Source organism: Flavitalea antarctica (genome assembly GCF_054461535.1).
The window spans coordinates 42,840-60,048 of sequence record NZ_JBTLQG010000032.1 but is presented as its reverse complement, the minus strand read 5'-3'; the positions used below and the strand labels follow the sequence as shown (position 1 = coordinate 60,048).

The window sequence follows — 17,209 nt, the reverse complement described above, 5'->3', positions numbered from 1 at the left end:
TGCTTAAGTTGCTGATTAAGGTGGCCGTTGCAGATCAAAGCTGATAAAATAACAGCCTTGAACCGATCCGTGGTGATCTGAATTAACGAATAACAGCCGAGAGGACTCCCGGCGATTCAACAAAGGAAATCAGAAAGGTTGAGCAAGCGGCGGCGCTTCAAAATAATTAATAACAGATTTTACCCGGCACCTGGAAACTGCAAGTTAATGGTAGAACAGTTGAAGGACCCCTGGAGATTTAAACCTGATAAATGAAGGAAAGATTTTATTCGCTCGATGTGTTCCGCGGCGCGACCGTCGCCCTGATGATACTGGTGAACAACCCCGGCAGCTGGGGGCATATCTACAGCCCGCTGGCCCATGCCAGCTGGCACGGCGCCACCCCTACCGACCTCGTTTTTCCGTTTTTCCTGTTCGCGGTAGGAAATGCCATGGCCTTTGTAATGCCCAGACTTGAACAGGCGGGAACCGCAGCCTTCCTCAAAAAAGTAATCACCAGGGCGGTCCTCATATTCGCAATCGGCCTGTTCCTCAACTGGTCGCCCTTTGTTCGCTGGAGCGGCGAATCACTCGTATTTAAAGCCTGGACCGAAACAGAAAATCCCAACAACGGAATCAGGATCCTGGGCGTGCTACAGAGAATAGCCATCAGTTATTTGTTTGCATCGCTCATCGTTTACTTTTTCAAATTAAGAGGAGCGTTTGTAGCCAGTGTAATTATCCTGCTGGGATACTGGATGCTTTGCATGTTCCTCGGCACTCCCGGTGATCAATATAGTCTCAATGGCTTTTTCGGAACCAACATCGACAAAGCCATTCTCGGCATACCACATATGTACAAAGGAGAAGGGACGCCTTTTGATCCTGAAGGCCTGGTCAGCACCCTCACTCCTATCGTACAGGTGATCTTTGGTTATTTTGTAGGTAACTACATCCGGGAAAAAGGAAAAACCTACGAGATGTTGTCGAACCTGTTTGTGGCCGGAACAATTCTCATCTTCACCGGCCTGTGCTGGGACCTCGTATTCCCAATGAACAAGAAAATATGGACAAGTTCATTTGTGGTTTATACATCAGGACTGGCCATGACAGTGCTGTCGGTCTTTATCTACCTGATTGAATTTAAAAATGCCAAAGGCATATGGAGCCGGTTCTTTGATGTATTCGGAAAAAATCCGCTGTTTATTTTTGTGTTGAGTGGTTTCCTGCCCCGCGTTATGGCTTTACTACGTTGGGTGGACCACGTGGATCCCGAGACCGGCAAAAATGTGTATACCAGTTCATTCCCCTGGTTCTATGAACATCTATGTAAACCCGTTTCGGAGAATCTCAAAAATGGTTCTTTATTATATGCAATCTGTATGATCCTTTTCTACTGGTCGATCGTTTACCTGCTCGACCGGAAAAAGATATATATCAGGGTTTGATAAAATGTATGAGTATACCGTTTGATGGATGTGCCGGTAACAGGTTTCATGGATCTACCTGTTTTTACATACGAACCGGTAACCAACTCCTGATTCAGTAATGAGATATTCCGGGCGATTGGGATCCTTCTCGATCTTTTTCCTGATCTGCGCCATAAACACACGCAGGTATTGCGACTGATTAATAAATCCCGGACCCCAGACTGCCCGCAGCAGGAATGCATGTGTTAGCACCTTCCCTTCATTCGTTGCGAACAACGCAAGCAGGTTGTATTCAGTACTCGTCAGTTTGATCTGTTCACCCCTCACAGTTACCGTGCGCGAACTAAGATCAACCTGCAGGTCCTCCGTGTTGATAACCGGCTCCGTTTCATCTGCGGCAGGTTTCCTTAATGCTGATCTTATCCTGGCCAATAACTCTCCCGTTCTGAATGGCTTGGTCAGGTAATCATTTGCTCCCTTGTCAAGGGCCTGTATGATCACTTCCTCGCTGTTTTGTACCGACAGCACGATCACGGGGTTTGTGTACCATTCTCTTAATTCTGTCAATAAGATAATACCATCTTTATCAGGCAAACCGACATCAAGAAGGATAAGATCGGGCGGATGGTTTGAGGCCATGATGGTTCCTTCCCGGGCAGAACCTGCCTGCCTGGTAATATAGTTGTTTGATTGCAAAGTAATGTCCAGCAACTTCCGGATCTGTTCTTCGTCGTCTATAACAAGTATCTCGGGTTTATTCATTTGTCACCTTTAAAGCAAGTATCTCTGGCTTATTCATTTGTCGCCTTTTAATAATGTATCTCGTGTTATTCATTTGTCATTTTAAATCATATGTCTCGTGCTTATTGATCGGTCAATGTGAAATCATGTGTCTCGTACTTCTTAATCGGTCAACTTTAAATCATGTGTCTCGTGCTTATTGATCGGTCAATGTGAAATCATGTGTCTCGTGCTTCTTAATCGGTCAACTTTAAATCATGTGTCTCGTGCTTCTTAATCGGTCAACTTTGGATCAGGTACCTTTGGATTATTCATTTGTCACTTTTAAATATGAAGTGCTGCAGGGAATCTGCATGATAAACCTCGCACCGCCACCAACAACATTTTCAATCTTTATGTGCCCTTTTAATGCTTCGGTAAATCCCCTGGCTATTGAAAGACCAAGCCCCGTTCCACCGGCTTTACTGTTTTTTAAACGATAGAACTTATCAAAAATAAAGGGCAGCTCATCTTCGGGAAAACCCGGTCCATCATCTTCGATGATTATACTTAAGCCACTATGCTGAAACCTTAGATTTTCACCATTGGATCCCACCGGTAGTGAACTGGTTCCCGGTTCTTCTAAGGCACTCACTGATATTTTTATTATAGTATCCGGGTAAGTATAAAGCACTGCATTGTTGATGATATTCGAAACGATCTGTTCAATCATCACTTTATCTGTTTTGAATAAAGGAATGGCAGGACTGATATCTATATGGATCTTCTGACTTACGCCATTCTCTTCGATCTTATACACGATGTCATGAATGGTTTCAACTATGTCCACCCAGGTTTGTTTTGCCTCTATAAAGCCGGATTCAAGCCGCGAGATATCGAGCAGGTTACCCACCTGGCGGTCCAACCGAAGCGCAGCTTTTGAAATTTCAGCTATCAGTTGATCCTTGTGAACCGGGGTAAGATTGTTATTTGATGATTGCAGGTTATCTGTGGCCCCGATTATGGCTGCTATCGGGGTTCTCAGTTCATGGGATAAAGAATTCAGCATGGTGTTGTAGAGCTTGACCGCATTTGCCTTCTCTTCCTTCTCCCTAGCTTTTTTTTCTGCCTTCCTTATCTTGTAGGTGAGCACGGCATTGATCATTGCAATCAGGAAATACATGATGAGTAACACCAGGTCTCCGGAAGAAGCTACATGAAAATTATGTATGGGAGGAATAAAAAAATAATTCCAGATCAATGCACTGAAAAAAGCGGCAAGCAGCACCGGGAAGATGTCAAACGAAACGGCAATGACTGAGACGACCAGCAATAAAAGAAGTGCCACCACCCGGTAGTCGAGGTAAGATGAGAAAAGATAACAGGCCCCACTTACCAAAAATACTGAAAACAAAGCAATCACATACTGTTTGCCTTTACCAGTGATCCATGAAAACAAATGGTTCATTTGCGCTTCTTCATTTAGTTATTCAATTTACCATTCCTGCCAATGGGTGCAGGTAATAATCATGATACGATCCAATACATGAATGGCACGATGCTGACAACAAGCCCGTTTGTCTACTTAGCAAGCTTATCATAAATTTTAATATCCCTGACTGCAAGGTATAAGGATTATATAAAGATTTGCGGCATTGGGCCGTTTTAGTGTCAACTTACCGGTTACTGGTATACTTTTGATGCCTGATTTGAAAGTTAACAATAGCAGATAAATGTCTTCACACAATAAGGTTTCCGCAGCCGGCCTCCTGATAGCTTTGGGTATTATTTACGGCGATATTGGTACTTCCCCTTTATATGTAATGAACGCTGTAATCAGCGGTAAAGAAATAAGTGAACAGCTGATCATCGGCACCTTGTCGCTCATCATCTGGACCCTCACGCTGCAAACAACAATAAAATATGTTGTACTCACGCTTAACGCCGACAACAGGGGTGAAGGGGGAATCTTCTCTTTGTATGCCCTCGTGCGCAGGAGAAAAAAGTGGCTGGTGGTCCCCGCTATGGTCGGCGGAGCTGCACTACTGGCAGATGGAATGATCACACCGGCGATCTCTGTGTCATCAGCGATTGAAGGACTTAAACAGGTACCCGCGCTATCAGATATCAGCCAGGGTACGATTGTCTATATCGTGATTGGTATTCTCACCGTTTTATTTTTCGTGCAACAGTTTGGAACAGCTGCTATCGGCAAATTTTTCGGACCGGTGATGACAGGCTGGTTTTTGATGCTGGCGGTCCTGGGCCTGTTCCATATCTCTGATGACCTGCATGTGCTTAAGTCATTCAACCCATATTACGGATTGAAGTTATTGATAGAATACCCCGCAGGCTTTTATATTCTCGGCGGGGTATTTCTTTGTACTACAGGTGCCGAAGCGCTTTATTCGGACCTGGGTCACTGTGGCAAGTGGAACATAAGGTATTCATGGATATTTGTGAAGTCGTGCCTGATCATAAACTATCTCGGCCAGGGTGCGTGGTTATTGCATGATTACAACGGGCAGAAAATAAGCGCGGATATGATCACGGCAGGTTTCAATCCTTTCTATGGATTGATGCCACATTGGTTCCTGTATTTTGGCATAGCCATAGCTACATCAGCTGCTATCATCGCGAGCCAGGCACTGATCTCCGGTTCATTTACGCTGATCAGCGAAGCCATAAGATTGAATCTCTGGCCCAAGCTCCGTATCCGTTATCCAACAGAAGCGCGGGGACAACTGTATATACCGGCAATTAACCTGTTGTTATACGCGGGATGTGTGGGTATTGAAATATATTTTCAGAAGGTATCAAACATGGAAGCGGCCTATGGGTTGGCGATCACCCTGTGTATGATAGCAACTTCTATCCTGTTTGCAAACTACCTGGTGCTGAAAAGAACAAGCCCGGTATTAATATATCTTTATCTATTGGTTTTCCTGGCAATAGAACTCAGCTTCCTCGCCGCTAATTTTGAGAAGCTGCCCCATGGCGGCTATGTTGCAGTGATCATTGGAGGCTTGCTCTTCCTGGTGATGTACAACTGGTTCAAGGCCAAGAAAATCAAAAACCGTTATGTTGAATTTGTGCGTCTTGAACATTACCTGCCCAAGCTCCAGGAATTGAGCCGTGACAGGTCAGTACCTAAATATGCAACGCACCTCGTTTACTTAACCAGTGCTGATTCGCAAAAAGAGATCGAACACAAGATCATTTATTCCATACTTAATAAGATGCCTAAGCGGGCGGATATATACTGGTTCATTCATGTTGAAACTTTTGATGAACCATACACCTCACAATACCGCGTAGAACATATTATTCCGAATGACGTGATACGTATCGACTTCCGTTTAGGTTTCAGGGTGCAGCCCAGAATGAACCTGTTATTCAAAAAAGTGGTTGAGGACCTGGTCAGAAACAAAGAAGTAAATGTACTTAGCCGGTATGAGAGCCTGGAAAAAAACAATGTGACGGGTGATTTCCGTTTTGTTGTACTCGAGAAATATCTCAGCGAAGATCATGAACTGCCGATCTGGGAAAGAATGATGATGAAATTACACTTCTTTCTAAAAGACATAAGCCTTTCTGAAGAGAAAGGCTTTGGACTCGACCCGAGCAACGTAAAAGTGGAGAAGTTCCCACTGATAGTTGCCCCGCCGAAGTCCATACAACTAACCAGAATGAGTTGATATCACCCTATCGCTTCATTGATGTCTGGCAACCTGCCGAGTTTTTTCAGGAAGCGGATATGCGCTTCTACTGCTGAGATAAAACTGAGATTCTGCAGATAGGGAATCGAAAATTCTTTTGCAGTGGCCTCAACAATGGGCGCTATCGCGGGATAATGCACATGGGAGATCCTTGGAAACAGGTGATGTTCTACCTGGAAATTCAGACCGCCAACATACCAGGACAGCCATTTATTATGAGGGGAGAAATTCATAGTGGTATGCATCTGATGAATTGCCCAATCGTTTTCAATAATACCGTCAACAGGCACCGGGTGACTTGTACCTTCAAGTGAATGAGCCAGCTGGAAAGTAACGGTTAATACAACACCGGCAAGAAAGTGCATCCATAAAAAACCGGTGATCACCATTGCAAACGGAACATTAAAAAAGACCGGGGGAACTACAAGGAAAACAAAAAAATAATTCAACTTATCTACGATTAACCGAAGCAGCAATAATCTGTAAGACCGGGAAGAAGAATTATTCACCTTGTTTCGCCGATAACGGACCCATTGCGCAAAGTCTTTGGCAGTTGCCCAATACAAACTCGTCAACCCGTACAAAAGAAATGCATGCCACCACTGATGCCGGTGCGATGGAAGCCATGGTGAATGAGGTGACAAGCGCAGCGCAGGTTTATTTGCGATATCATCATCCATCCCGGTGATGTTTGTATAAGTATGATGTAAAATATTGTGTTGTAATTTCCAGTTGACCGTTGATCCGCCCATCAGATTCAATACATGCGACATACACCAGTTCAAACCCGGCCTGGAAGTATAAGCCCCGTGATTGGCATCATGCATAACGCTCATGCCTAGCCCAGCCATTCCTATTCCCATAATTGTCCAGAGCAGCAGACTTACTATCCATACAGGTGATAGCAGGTTCAACGCCACGAATGGTGCGAAATAAAGTAATAGAAGTATAATGGTTTTTAAGAAAAGTTTTCTATCGCCAAGTTTAGATATGCGGCGATCGAGGAAGTATTGATCTACCCTTTTTTTAACTGTCACAAAGAACTGGTTCCGTTCCGGATTGACAAATTTTACTGACCCTTGTCGGGATGGCATTTCCTTGTGCATTTGCGAAGGTATTTAATGGCATAAGGCACCTCATCAAACGAACATGAGGGAGAGCCATTCCTTCACTCCTGCAGAGTCAGTTTATGTATGTGGACTACTCACAATATAAGTTAATTGGGCGATAAATCCGCGTTTTTATTTAGCGAATATCAGGGAACATTTAAGAGGCTCAATTTTCAGATCGCCCTCTTCACCTGATCGATGATTTCCATGGCTTTAGGTTGATGGCGTTGTATAACATCTCCAAGGATTGCATTTTCTCTTGCACTGTTTCCCCTGATAAATGAAAAACTACTGGTGCCAAAAATCTCCATAAATTCCTGGGAATCGGACTCGACGGTAAACTCGCCGGTTGCCTCATTTATCTCCCGGAGAATGATCTCCATTCCAGTATCGCCAACAACTATTTTGTGTTCAGTGTACGATGACATAGTGAAAAAGGTTTAAAGCTGTTAATATGATTCGAATGTATCCCCTTCGACTGTAAGGCTTCGTAATTATAGCTTCGAAACATAGGTTCGCAATTATAGCTTCGCAATTATAGCTTCGAAACATAACTTCGAAACATAGCTTCGAAACATAGCTTCGAAGTTATAGCTCCAAAGTTATAGCTCCGCAATTATTGCTTCGAAACATAGCTTTGAAACATAACTTCAAAACATAATTTCGAAACGTAGCTTCGAAACATAGCTTCGCAATTATAGCTTCGAAGTTATAGCTTCGAAATTATAGCTCCGAAAATATACCTTTTTAGGAATACGAAAATTCGTAAACAGCTCAAACCTTTCTTGTACCCTGCATATGAATTGTTAAACTCACAGTCAATTTTACACCTTTCCTATGATATTCTGATTTACCCGGAACAGATTCTTCGGATCGTACTTACCTTTTATAACGGCAAGCCTCTCATAATTATCACCATAACTTGCCTTCACACGTTCATCTCCTTCATCCATCATGAAATTAACATAGGCACCGGCTTCTGAATATGGATGCAATGCTTTCCAGTAATCCCTGGCCCAGTCAGTTACCATGTCTTTATTGGCAGGGTCGGGATCTATGCCTACTATAACACAGGCATAATTGCAATCGCGATAATTCCAGGCAGTAGCATCTTTTGGGACATGGGATGCGGCTCCATTAATCGGGTACAGATGCATGGTGGATAAAGGCGTTGGGAGCGACCTGCCAAATTCCGAGTGCAGCTTTATAGCTTCTGAGGGCAGATTTTTCACAAAATCCGCTTTCCAATACCATTGCATACCGGGAGGATAGAATGCATCAAACATCGTTTGCAATGCAGGATAAGGCATGGGAGCAACAAAATCGAGCGCCGGTGTTTTTGACTTCCGGATCGGTGCGAAAACCTGGATAGCGAGATCAGGTTTTCCGGAATAACACCAGACAATGCCACACATTTTCTTTAAGTGAAGCTCTGGTGGAAACGGAGCTACAGGTGGCACAGTGAGAAATGCAAAAAAGCCATTGGTATCCTGCGGTGCATGGGTAATGAATTTATGGAACCACGCCATCCTTTCTTCTGCTTCCGATAACTCCCAGAGCATTGGTCCACCATAAATCGTGTGGACAGGCACCGTTTTGAACCTGAACGAAACAACGACGCCAAAGTTTCCGCCTCCTCCCCTGATTGCCCAGAAAAGATCAGGGTTTTCATTCGCTGAAACCCTGGTCACTTCTCCGTTTGCAAGGATCATCTCAGCTTCGATCAGATTATCTATACTTAAACCATAATGCCGGGTAAGATGCCCTAGTCCGCCCCCCAGTGTAAGTCCTGCAATACCTGTGGTTCCAAGGATGCCGGAGGGTACGGCCCGTCCATGTTCATGTAAAGCTCCATCAACTTCTTTAAGGAGACAACCAGCCTCAACCCACACGGTATTATCATTTGAATCGAAGGATATCTTTTTCATTCGCGACAAATCAATCACCAGTCCGTCATCACAAATTCCGAGACCCCCGGCATTGTGTCCGCCACCCCTGATGGCAAGGAGCATATCATGTTCCCTCGCATAATTAACACAGGCTATAATGTCATTTTTGTCCGAGCAGACTGCAATCATTGCAGGATGTTTATCTATCATCCCATTGTAGACTTTCCGGACCGTATCATATTGTGGATCATCGGGCGTTACAATGGTGCCCTTGAAATCCCGGATGTTTGATTCTATCGCAGCAGCTTTCATGTTGATCATTTTTGATGGGGAAATGTTGAATGGCACAACAAAGTTATCTGGCCGGGCGGCACATGCATGTTGCTTAAAAGCTCAATAAGTTTTCCCTGGAGTTCAACTTTTTGCGGTATTGTAAAGGCGATAACCGATAGACCTCCTTGAAGATTCTGCTGAAATGCGTGCCATTCTCGAAACCGCATTCATCGGTTATTTCTGTTATGCTTTTTTTACTGGTTACAAGCAGGTGGCTGGCGTACTCCAGTCTTTTGAGGGTAAGCCATTTGCCGGGTGTGGTGTGATATTGCTGAATAAAATCGCGCTTAAACGAAGCGAGGCTTCGCTGCGCTATCCTGGCAAATTCGGACATTGGCATGTTATACCTGAAGTGGGTTTCCATGATGTCGCTCAGCTGTGGCTTACGGCTCTGGGAGATGCGGTATACATAAGACACCAGTTCGCGGTTCGTGGGATTAAGAAGAATGTGCATCAGCAGTTCCTTAAATTTCAGTTCAAGCAAATCTTCTGAAGGAGGAATTTTCTGGATGAAGTAAGGAACCACGCTGTAAAAAAATGCAAGGGCGCTTTCAGTAAGATTTATTTCAATCAGTCGCCCGGCTGACGATGGGCAAAGATCTTTCAGCACAAATTGTTTCCGGTGTTCATCAAAGAAGCTTTTTAAAAAAGCATCAGGTATATAAAAACAAAGAACATCCCAATCATCCCCTTCAAACATCTCCGGCGCGTAATCGGTCTTGCCTATCAGGAAGGCTTTACCGGCAGTCATCTCCCAGGATTTGTCCCGATGATGAAAAGTTTTCCTGCCATCGAGCACAAAAAAAATCTTATTAAACCTGGCGGATAGCGCAACACCGTCTGCTGCCGTGGGACATTTATAATAAAGAAACAACATCTCTTTTACTGCGAGTTGCGCAAATGCACCGGGATGCCCGACCTGAAAATCAAATTTATTGATCATTAAGCCGTTTTAAGGGATATATACAGGGGTTGGCTGAAGTTGGCCTTATTAAGTTACAAAAATTTCAACTGGAAAAATGAGAATTTTTAACGTGGTGATACGATGGTCTTCAGGTTAAAGAACTGCTCAAACTTCTTCAATGCTGCTTTGACCAGGTTGTTTTGCTTATCAGATGGAGATTGGAAATAATCAAATGAGAAAAAGGCGGTTTTTGAACTAATCGTTCGCTTGTAAGTGCCTATAACCTGGCCATTATAGAGCATCATACAATCATATCTATGTTGTTGTCCCTTTTTACATTGCTGCATAATAGACTCCCTGTTTTTATATCCCATGATCATCTCGTCATAAACAGGTAACAGAAATAATTCCTTCTTCATTTTTAGGGCAGGTAAATCATTGCTATTACTACTGACCGGTGGAACATGAAAGTATATTTCACTGCCCAAAATTATTTTTTCCAGGATATCCCGGTTCACATTTATACCGGATTGACAATCGGCCACAGTAAGCCCGGACCAGGTTGAGAAGTCTTTGACGGTTGCCGGTCCCCTGCTTCTAAAATACCGTTCGGCGAGTCTTGACAAGCCTTCCTCTTTGTCCGCGGGGGTTATATTTTCTAAGTGTAATAAAGAGTAAGTGTGCTGCTTCCCTTTTCGTTTGCCGTTTCGGACAAGTCCTTCCAGTTCCGCATTCATCATAATGTAGGTCATGCGTAAGCCGTCTGCTTTGATTCGTTCACGGGAAAGAACTGTAGCGAGTTCCGCCCTTGTGAGAGATTCGCCATTGCCGAGCGACTTCATTATGATATTGTTTGCCCGATTCAGCGTCTTATCATTCAGCTCAAGTTGCCGGTACATATATTTATTGATCGCCTGAACTCTCTCCGAACTAAGAGCCTGCATCCAACCGATATCATTAATATGTACGAAATGCCAGGTTGGTCGCAGCAAATGTGTGCGGCAGATGTTACCCGTCGAAATTTCCGTTTCTATAGCAGCATCGTCCAGTTGCTGTAAACGTATGCCAAGTCCCCATTTGGTCTGATCATATTCCTGCGCCTGCACAGCACCGAAATGATAAACCAGGTCGCTAGCGGTCTTAATGATTGCGGATACCAAATGCTGGTTATGCATCCGCAGCTGAGCTATTTCCTGGTGGGTCATGCCTCTCCAACGTTGTTGTGAAATCTCATTGCTAACTATTCAAAGTTAGCATTTCAGCGTGGAAGCCGGTAGCATAGACTTACCGTGGCGGCCGGACTCATGGAGTAATGGCATCCTGCCAGTAATCATAGATACCTTGCAACAGGCTTTTCCATTTTTCGTACTGCGGGGGTTTATAAAAGATTCCCTGCGCAGATGATCTGTACGCCTTCGCAAGATTCTCTTTGGTGGTGCCGGTGGTTACAAAAACCAACGGAATACATTTCCGGCAGATTAGCTCATTGTTTTTTATCTGGTCCTGGAGATGAAATCCATCTACCTCATGAAGGTGAAGATCCGAGATGATGATAAAGGGTTCAGTCTGGCCGAGGGCGAGATAGTCAAGTGCCGAACTTACCGATTCAAAATATTTTATTTCATTTGGAAGATCCAGTTCCCGGAATATTTCCTGGAGAATTTCATGGTCGTCTATGTCATCATCTATTATTACAATCGTACCTCTTTTGTTCATCGGGAAATTTAACGATTTAGCATATGGTTAGACGAGGCGGAGCGAACCTGACTTTTCGCAAGGCCACAAAATAAGTTGATTAACAACAGAAAAGGCTGGTATAATTACGTAGTATGTTTACGAAAACATAAACAATTTATCCGAAATCGGCGGCTACAGAAATACAGGTTGGCGGGTAACCTACCGGAACAATTTCGATTGTGCATGATAGCTATGATTTTTTTTATGACCCGAATAAATCACGAAAATCGGGGCAATGGCAACACAGGATGCATAAATAAACAAGTGTCCATTATAACCAAAACAGAAAAATTGTGTTATGACCGGTAGTCATCGCCGCTCGCAGAATGGCACATGCGGGGCCGGTATTTTGCAATCACCATGGCAGGATTTCGGTATCAGGGAGATTGATCCGGCAATATTCACATTTTTGCCGGCTCACATCTACTTAATTAAATTGCGTGTATGCAATCGGCAATCAACGGAAATTATCATTTTTTACATGGTGGTGGGGAAATGGGAGAGCGAACGCGGAACCATAACTGGGGCAATACCCCGATCGGCAGTCCCGACTCCTGGCCCCAGAGTCTCAAAACAACTGTCAGTATTCTGTTAACATCCAAATTTCCCATGTTTCTCTGGTGGGGGGACGAGCTGATCCAGTTTTACAATGATGCTTACCGGCCAAGCCTGGGCAATAATGGAAAGCATCCGTCGGCGTTAGGTGCAAGAGCAATAGAAACATGGCCGGAAATCTGGCCTGTCATCTATCCGATGATACAAGGTGTGCTTAGGAACGCCGAGCCGACCTGGAGGGAAGATGAATTGATTCCAATCTACAGAAACGGAAAGCTTGAAGATGTGTACTGGACCTTCAGCTATAGCCCGGTGCGTAATGATGAGGGCCGGGTGGACGGCGTTCTGGTTACCTGTAACGAAACGACTTCAAAGGTAGAGACGCTCAGGAGAGCGAAACAGAACGAACTTGAACTGGCAAATCGCGAGAAATATTTCAGAAATGTAACCGATTCAATGCCGGCCATTTTATGGACCACTGATCCGGCCGGCCAGTGCACATATCTCAGTAAACAATGGTACGATGTGACCGGGGAGCCAACCGAACGCAGTCTTGGTTTGGGCTGGATCCGGGCCACCCATCCCGACGAGCAGGCACCATTGGCAAAAAAGTTCCTGGATGCGAATGCAGCACGGAAACCGTTCCATGCCCCCTATCGCCTGCGTCAGAAGGACGGCTCCTACAGGTGGTCAATAGATAAAGGGACCCCGAGATGGGATGAAAACGGGGAATACGCCGGGATGATCGGAACCGTCACTGACGTGCATGATCAGTATACGGCGGAGATAAAGGCCACGGAAATACTGAAAAACAGTGAAGAAAGGTTCAGGTCGATCTTTGAGGAGGCGCCGGTGGGCACTTGTTTATTTGTTGGAATCAACCTGGTGATCGAGGTGGCCAACCAGCAGATGCTGGATTATTGGGGAAAGGGAGAAGAAGTGATTGGCCAACCACTTGCCAGGGCAGTGCCTGAACTGACTGGGCAGCCATTTCTTGATAGATTGACGCATGTGTTTGTAACCGGTAAAACTTATGAAGGAAAACAGGAACCTGCAAGCCTGGTACAAAATGGGGTGCTCACTACCCGGTATTTTGATTACACTTACAAGCCTTTGTTAAATGCAGCCGGGGAGGTCTATGCTATCATGAATATGGCGACCGACGTTACCGAACAAGTTTATGCGACGCAAAGAATTCAACAGGTTCAACAGGAACTGCTTGCCTATTTTGACCAATCTCCCGTGGGTATAGCCGTTATGGATGCCCATAAACTCAGGTTCCGGATGGTTAACCCTTTTTATGCAGAGCTGGTAGGGCGAAGCAGAAATGAACTGGTAGGTAAGCCGATGATGGAAGCATTACCGGAATTAGCCGGGCAAGGTTTTGACGACCTGCTAAACATGGTATTGACTTCGGGTTCGCCGTTTTCAGCCAACGAAGTCGCTGCCAATATTTTAAGACAGGGTCGGATCGAAACCATTTTTGTTGATTTGTTGTACCAGCCAACCTTTATACAAAATGATGAAGTTTCGGGTGTTCTCGTCGTGGCCACCGACGTGACCCAGCAGGTGAAATCCCGGAAAAAAATTGAAGAAAGTGAAGCAAGGTTCCGCCTCCTGATAGAGGAAGCGCCGGTGGCCACCTGCCTGTATGTTGGTAAGGAATTGCGGGTGGAACTAGCGAACGAAATAATGCTCAAGTATTGGGGTAAGGACCGTTCTGTTATCGGGTTACCACTCAGGGAAGCACTTCCGGAGATAAACGGTCAGGGATACACTGAGATCCTTGACCATGTTTTCCGGACCGGCGAAACCTATGAAGTTAAAGCTACGCGCGCCGAGATAATCAGAAACGATATCAGATCTGCGTACTATTTTGACGTCACCTATAAGGCGTTGCGCGACTCTAACGGTGAGATATATGCGATACTGGATATGGCTGTTGAAGTGACCGGCCAGGTGGTCGCCATGAAGGAGCTGGAAGCGAGTGAAACAAAACTGCGTGGGATCATATCATCTGCTCCCGCCGGGATCAGTTTGTTTGTCGGAAGGGATCTCATTATCGAAAATCCAAACCAGACCTTTATCGATATCGTCGGCAAAGGCCCGGGGATTGCCGGGCTGCCCTTAAGGGAGGCAATGCCTGAACTGCTTACCGAGGGTCAGCCATTCCTGGATATCCTTGACGAGGTGTTCACGACAGGTGTTATGTTTCAGTCTGTTGGCTCACAGGTTAAGATTGTGCAGAACGGGGTGATGACTTACAACTACTATAATTTCAGTTATACTCCGGTTTTTGACGATAAAGGGGAAGTATATGCTGTGTTGGATATTACCATTGATGTTACCGACCAGGTAAAGGCGCAGCAAAAGCTGGAAATAGCGGAGTCCTCGCTGAGGGAAGCAATTGAACTCGCCGAGCTTGGAACCTGGAGTCTTGATGTTAAAACTGGTTTTGTTACTTATTCCGACCGGCTTGTGCAATGGTTCGGCATAGACCCCAAAAATAACCCGGGACCGCCTGCGCCTGTCATTCACAAAAACGATTATGACAGGGTTAAAAAACTCGAAGAGGCCGCCCTCCAACCCGGCTCGACCGGGCTTTTCAATGCAGAATACACTGCTGTGAACATGATCACCGGCGAGGAACGGGTTATACACGTGCAGGGTAAAACAGTGTTTGATGAAGAAGGATTGCCGGTTGTAATGAATGGCACTTCCCAGGATATTACCTTTCAGCGGCAACATCAACTCGCCCTTGAGAAACAGGTTGAACAAAGGACCGAGCAACTGGCCGCAGCGATTGAGCAATTACAGGCAACCAATGAAGAACTCGAAGAATCGAATGCACAGCTCTTGCATTCCAATGATGAGCTGGCCCAATATGCTTATGTCGCGAGCCACGATTTACAGGAGCCGCTCCGCAAGATCCGTGTATTTACAAGCAGATTGAAAATTTCAGATACACTGAATCGCCAGACAAAAGAAACCCTTGACAAAATAAGTAACGCGGCAGAACGCATGACCTTGCTGATCCAGGACCTGCTGAATTTTTCGAAATTACTGAAAAACGATTCGATGCTCGCGCCGGTGGACCTGACTGAAATTGTAATGGCTGTGACAAATGATTTTGAATTGACCATTGCTGAAAAAGATGCAATCATTACAATCGGTCCGCTGCCCGCGATAGAAGGCGTCCCGCTCCAGATGAACCAGCTCTTTTTCAACCTAATCAGCAATTCGTTGAAATTCGTCAGGCCTGATACAAGGCCGGTGATTTCTATTGATGCGATACCAATCTCGCATGAACATGCCGCCAGTTATGTTCGCAAACCGCTTAGCTCCAGTAATTATTACGACATCATTGTGACTGATAACGGGATAGGTTTTGAAAAGCAGTTTGCCGAACAGATTTTCGAAGTATTTAAGCGCCTGCATGGCCGGGAAGCTTATCCTGGTTCCGGTATCGGATTATCGCTTTGCCGGCGGATCGCTGAAAATCATAATGGTTTTTTATTCGCCGAGTCAACCGTAGAACATGGCACAAAGTTTCATTTGATCGTTCCCGATAAGCAACAACCGTCGAACTAAGCACCAACCAGATTTTTCACCACTCATGGAATGTTGTTACCGCCCCTTGTTGTTTTAAAACTCCCGTATAATAAAGGACCCGTTAGACCCGGCTTATTGTAAATTCCCGGTTCAAATGACAGACATGAAACGCATCTTTAGTTTAGCTGTTGCCTTGTTGGCAATGAATGCTGGTTTTTCGCAGTTAACCTTAACCCGTTTGCCCAGCGGAAATAATAAAAAAGCTGTGGTGGGTGAACGTGTCGGGCTAACCGATGTCCGCATTGAATACAGCCGCCCTGCTGTTAATGGACGCGAAGGCAAGATCTGGGGACAACTCGTGTACAAGGGCTTCGAAAACCAGGGATTTGGAAACAGCAAAGCTGCGCCATGGCGTGCGGGGGCGAATGAAAATACGATCATTGAATTTTCCAACGATGTACTCATTGAAGGACAACCGCTGAAAAAAGGCAAATACGGATTCTTCATAGCCTATGATTCACTCGAATCAACTGCAATCTTTTCCAGCAATTATAGCTCCTGGGGAAACTATTATTACAATGATAAAGAAGATGTACTAAGGGTGAAAATAAAGCCGGTTAAGATCCCAAACAGTGTTGAAAGACTGAAGTATGAATTCATGGATCAGACTGATAGTTCGGCAACTATAGCTCTTGCCTGGGAGAAGCTGATGATACCAGTTAAACTGACTACCAACTATACCAATGATCAGCTTACCAGCTTCCGGAATGAGTTGCGCAGCCAGAAAGGTTTTTACTGGCAGACCTGGCAGGAGGCCGCGCAATGGTCACTGCAACACAATGTGAATTTAGAAGAAGCGCTGCTTTGGTCGGACTCTGCTTCAGGACCGGTATTTGGTGGCAATGTTGTATTCGCCCCCCAGGCTACAAAGGCACAGATACTTCAGAAACTTGGGCGGGCAGCCGAAGCGGAAGCCATTATGAAAACTGCCCTCCCTTTGGCAAATATGCAGGAACTACATGGGTATGGCCGCGAACTGATCAGGCAGAAAAAACCAAAAGAAGCTATGGAAGTTTTTCAATTAAACTATAAGAAACATCCTGACCAGTTCACTTCAAAGGTTGGCATGGCAAGAGGTTATTCTGCAAACGGCGATTATAAGAATGCATTGAAGTTTGCACAACTGGCGCTTCCGCAGGCACCTGATCCATTAAACAAGAATGGTGTATCAGCCATGATAGATAAGCTGAAAAATTCACAAGACGTTAATTAGTGATGAATG

Annotated in this window: 12 protein-coding genes; 4 read left to right on the top strand and 8 right to left on the bottom strand. The window is 45.0% G+C overall.

Annotated elements, in window-relative coordinates; translation table 11 throughout:
• Positions 1 to 251: 251 nt before the first annotated feature.
• The gene (locus tag ACX0G7_RS21635) at positions 252 to 1,427 is read left to right on the top strand and encodes an acyltransferase family protein (RefSeq protein WP_458925610.1); all 1,176 of its coding nucleotides are present in this window, start codon (positions 252 to 254) and stop codon (positions 1,425 to 1,427) included.
• Positions 1,428 to 1,481: 54 nt separating this feature from the next.
• Here ACX0G7_RS21635 and ACX0G7_RS21630 read toward each other — a convergent pair whose 3' ends face one another.
• Together ACX0G7_RS21630 and ACX0G7_RS21625 are read right to left on the bottom strand one after the other, a co-directional pair.
• Positions 1,482 to 2,171 carry a response regulator gene (locus tag ACX0G7_RS21630; protein ID WP_458925609.1) on the bottom strand — a complete coding sequence of 230 codons (690 nt, stop codon included), beginning with the start codon at positions 2,169 to 2,171 and terminating at the stop codon, positions 1,482 to 1,484.
• Positions 2,172 to 2,457: 286 nt separating this feature from the next.
• Positions 2,458 to 3,597, bottom strand: a complete 1,140-nt coding sequence (locus tag ACX0G7_RS21625; RefSeq protein ID WP_458925608.1) for a sensor histidine kinase — start codon at positions 3,595 to 3,597, stop codon at positions 2,458 to 2,460.
• A 265-nt stretch (positions 3,598 to 3,862) separates the two neighbouring features.
• On the opposite strand from ACX0G7_RS21625, the gene ACX0G7_RS21620 reads away from it, so the two are divergent.
• Positions 3,863 to 5,827: a KUP/HAK/KT family potassium transporter gene (locus ACX0G7_RS21620; protein WP_458925607.1), complete on the top strand. Its 1,965-nt coding sequence runs from the start codon at positions 3,863 to 3,865 to the stop codon at positions 5,825 to 5,827.
• Between the two features lie 2 nt (positions 5,828 to 5,829).
• Here the strand turns inward: ACX0G7_RS21620 and ACX0G7_RS21615 are convergent, their stop codons facing one another.
• The 6 genes from ACX0G7_RS21615 to ACX0G7_RS21590 form a co-directional block, all read right to left on the bottom strand.
• Positions 5,830 to 6,954 carry a fatty acid desaturase family protein gene (locus ACX0G7_RS21615; RefSeq protein ID WP_458925606.1) on the bottom strand — a complete coding sequence of 375 codons (1,125 nt, stop codon included), beginning with the start codon at positions 6,952 to 6,954 and terminating at the stop codon, positions 5,830 to 5,832.
• 176 nt (positions 6,955 to 7,130) lie between these two features.
• Positions 7,131 to 7,385: a hypothetical protein gene (locus tag ACX0G7_RS21610; RefSeq protein WP_458925605.1), complete on the bottom strand. Its 255-nt coding sequence runs from the start codon at positions 7,383 to 7,385 to the stop codon at positions 7,131 to 7,133.
• A 396-nt stretch (positions 7,386 to 7,781) separates the two neighbouring features.
• Positions 7,782 to 9,158 (bottom strand): FAD-binding oxidoreductase, encoded by a 1,377-nt coding sequence (locus tag ACX0G7_RS21605; protein WP_458925604.1) that lies wholly within the window; start codon positions 9,156 to 9,158, stop codon positions 7,782 to 7,784.
• 73 nt (positions 9,159 to 9,231) lie between these two features.
• Positions 9,232 to 10,122, bottom strand: coding sequence for a helix-turn-helix domain-containing protein (locus ACX0G7_RS21600; protein WP_458925603.1), 891 nt, complete (start codon positions 10,120 to 10,122; stop codon positions 9,232 to 9,234).
• Between the two features lie 86 nt (positions 10,123 to 10,208).
• Positions 10,209 to 11,288 (bottom strand): winged helix DNA-binding domain-containing protein, encoded by a 1,080-nt coding sequence (locus ACX0G7_RS21595; RefSeq protein ID WP_458925602.1) that lies wholly within the window; start codon positions 11,286 to 11,288, stop codon positions 10,209 to 10,211.
• A gap of 97 nt (positions 11,289 to 11,385) precedes the next feature.
• Positions 11,386 to 11,799 (bottom strand): response regulator, encoded by a 414-nt coding sequence (locus tag ACX0G7_RS21590; protein WP_458925601.1) that lies wholly within the window; start codon positions 11,797 to 11,799, stop codon positions 11,386 to 11,388.
• 465 nt (positions 11,800 to 12,264) lie between these two features.
• Here ACX0G7_RS21590 and ACX0G7_RS21585 point away from each other — a divergent pair, with 465 nt between their 5' ends.
• Both ACX0G7_RS21585 and ACX0G7_RS21580 read left to right on the top strand, forming a co-directional pair.
• The gene (locus ACX0G7_RS21585; protein ID WP_458925600.1) at positions 12,265 to 15,966 is read left to right on the top strand and encodes a PAS domain-containing protein; all 3,702 of its coding nucleotides are present in this window, start codon (positions 12,265 to 12,267) and stop codon (positions 15,964 to 15,966) included.
• A gap of 124 nt (positions 15,967 to 16,090) precedes the next feature.
• The gene (locus tag ACX0G7_RS21580; protein WP_458925599.1) at positions 16,091 to 17,200 is read left to right on the top strand and encodes a DUF2911 domain-containing protein; all 1,110 of its coding nucleotides are present in this window, start codon (positions 16,091 to 16,093) and stop codon (positions 17,198 to 17,200) included.
• Positions 17,201 to 17,209: the final 9 nt, after the last annotated feature.

What these genes read in the sequence shown, in the direction of transcription:
- ACX0G7_RS21635 (WP_458925610.1), top strand. Translation starts at nt 252, where the DNA reads ATGAAGGAAAGATTTTATTCGCTCGATGTGTTCCGCGGCGCGACCGTC.
- ACX0G7_RS21630 (WP_458925609.1), bottom strand. Translation starts at nt 2,171, where the DNA reads ATGAATAAACCCGAGATACTTGTTATAGACGACGAAGAACAGATCCGG.
- ACX0G7_RS21625 (WP_458925608.1), bottom strand. Translation starts at nt 3,597, where the DNA reads ATGAACCATTTGTTTTCATGGATCACTGGTAAAGGCAAACAGTATGTG.
- ACX0G7_RS21620 (WP_458925607.1), top strand. Translation starts at nt 3,863, where the DNA reads ATGTCTTCACACAATAAGGTTTCCGCAGCCGGCCTCCTGATAGCTTTG.
- ACX0G7_RS21615 (WP_458925606.1), bottom strand. Translation starts at nt 6,954, where the DNA reads ATGCACAAGGAAATGCCATCCCGACAAGGGTCAGTAAAATTTGTCAAT.
- ACX0G7_RS21610 (WP_458925605.1), bottom strand. Translation starts at nt 7,385, where the DNA reads ATGTCATCGTACACTGAACACAAAATAGTTGTTGGCGATACTGGAATG.
- ACX0G7_RS21605 (WP_458925604.1), bottom strand. Translation starts at nt 9,158, where the DNA reads ATGAAAGCTGCTGCGATAGAATCAAACATCCGGGATTTCAAGGGCACC.
- ACX0G7_RS21600 (WP_458925603.1), bottom strand. Translation starts at nt 10,122, where the DNA reads ATGATCAATAAATTTGATTTTCAGGTCGGGCATCCCGGTGCATTTGCG.
- ACX0G7_RS21595 (WP_458925602.1), bottom strand. Translation starts at nt 11,288, where the DNA reads ATGACCCACCAGGAAATAGCTCAGCTGCGGATGCATAACCAGCATTTG.
- ACX0G7_RS21590 (WP_458925601.1), bottom strand. Translation starts at nt 11,799, where the DNA reads ATGAACAAAAGAGGTACGATTGTAATAATAGATGATGACATAGACGAC.
- ACX0G7_RS21585 (WP_458925600.1), top strand. Translation starts at nt 12,265, where the DNA reads ATGCAATCGGCAATCAACGGAAATTATCATTTTTTACATGGTGGTGGG.
- ACX0G7_RS21580 (WP_458925599.1), top strand. Translation starts at nt 16,091, where the DNA reads ATGAAACGCATCTTTAGTTTAGCTGTTGCCTTGTTGGCAATGAATGCT.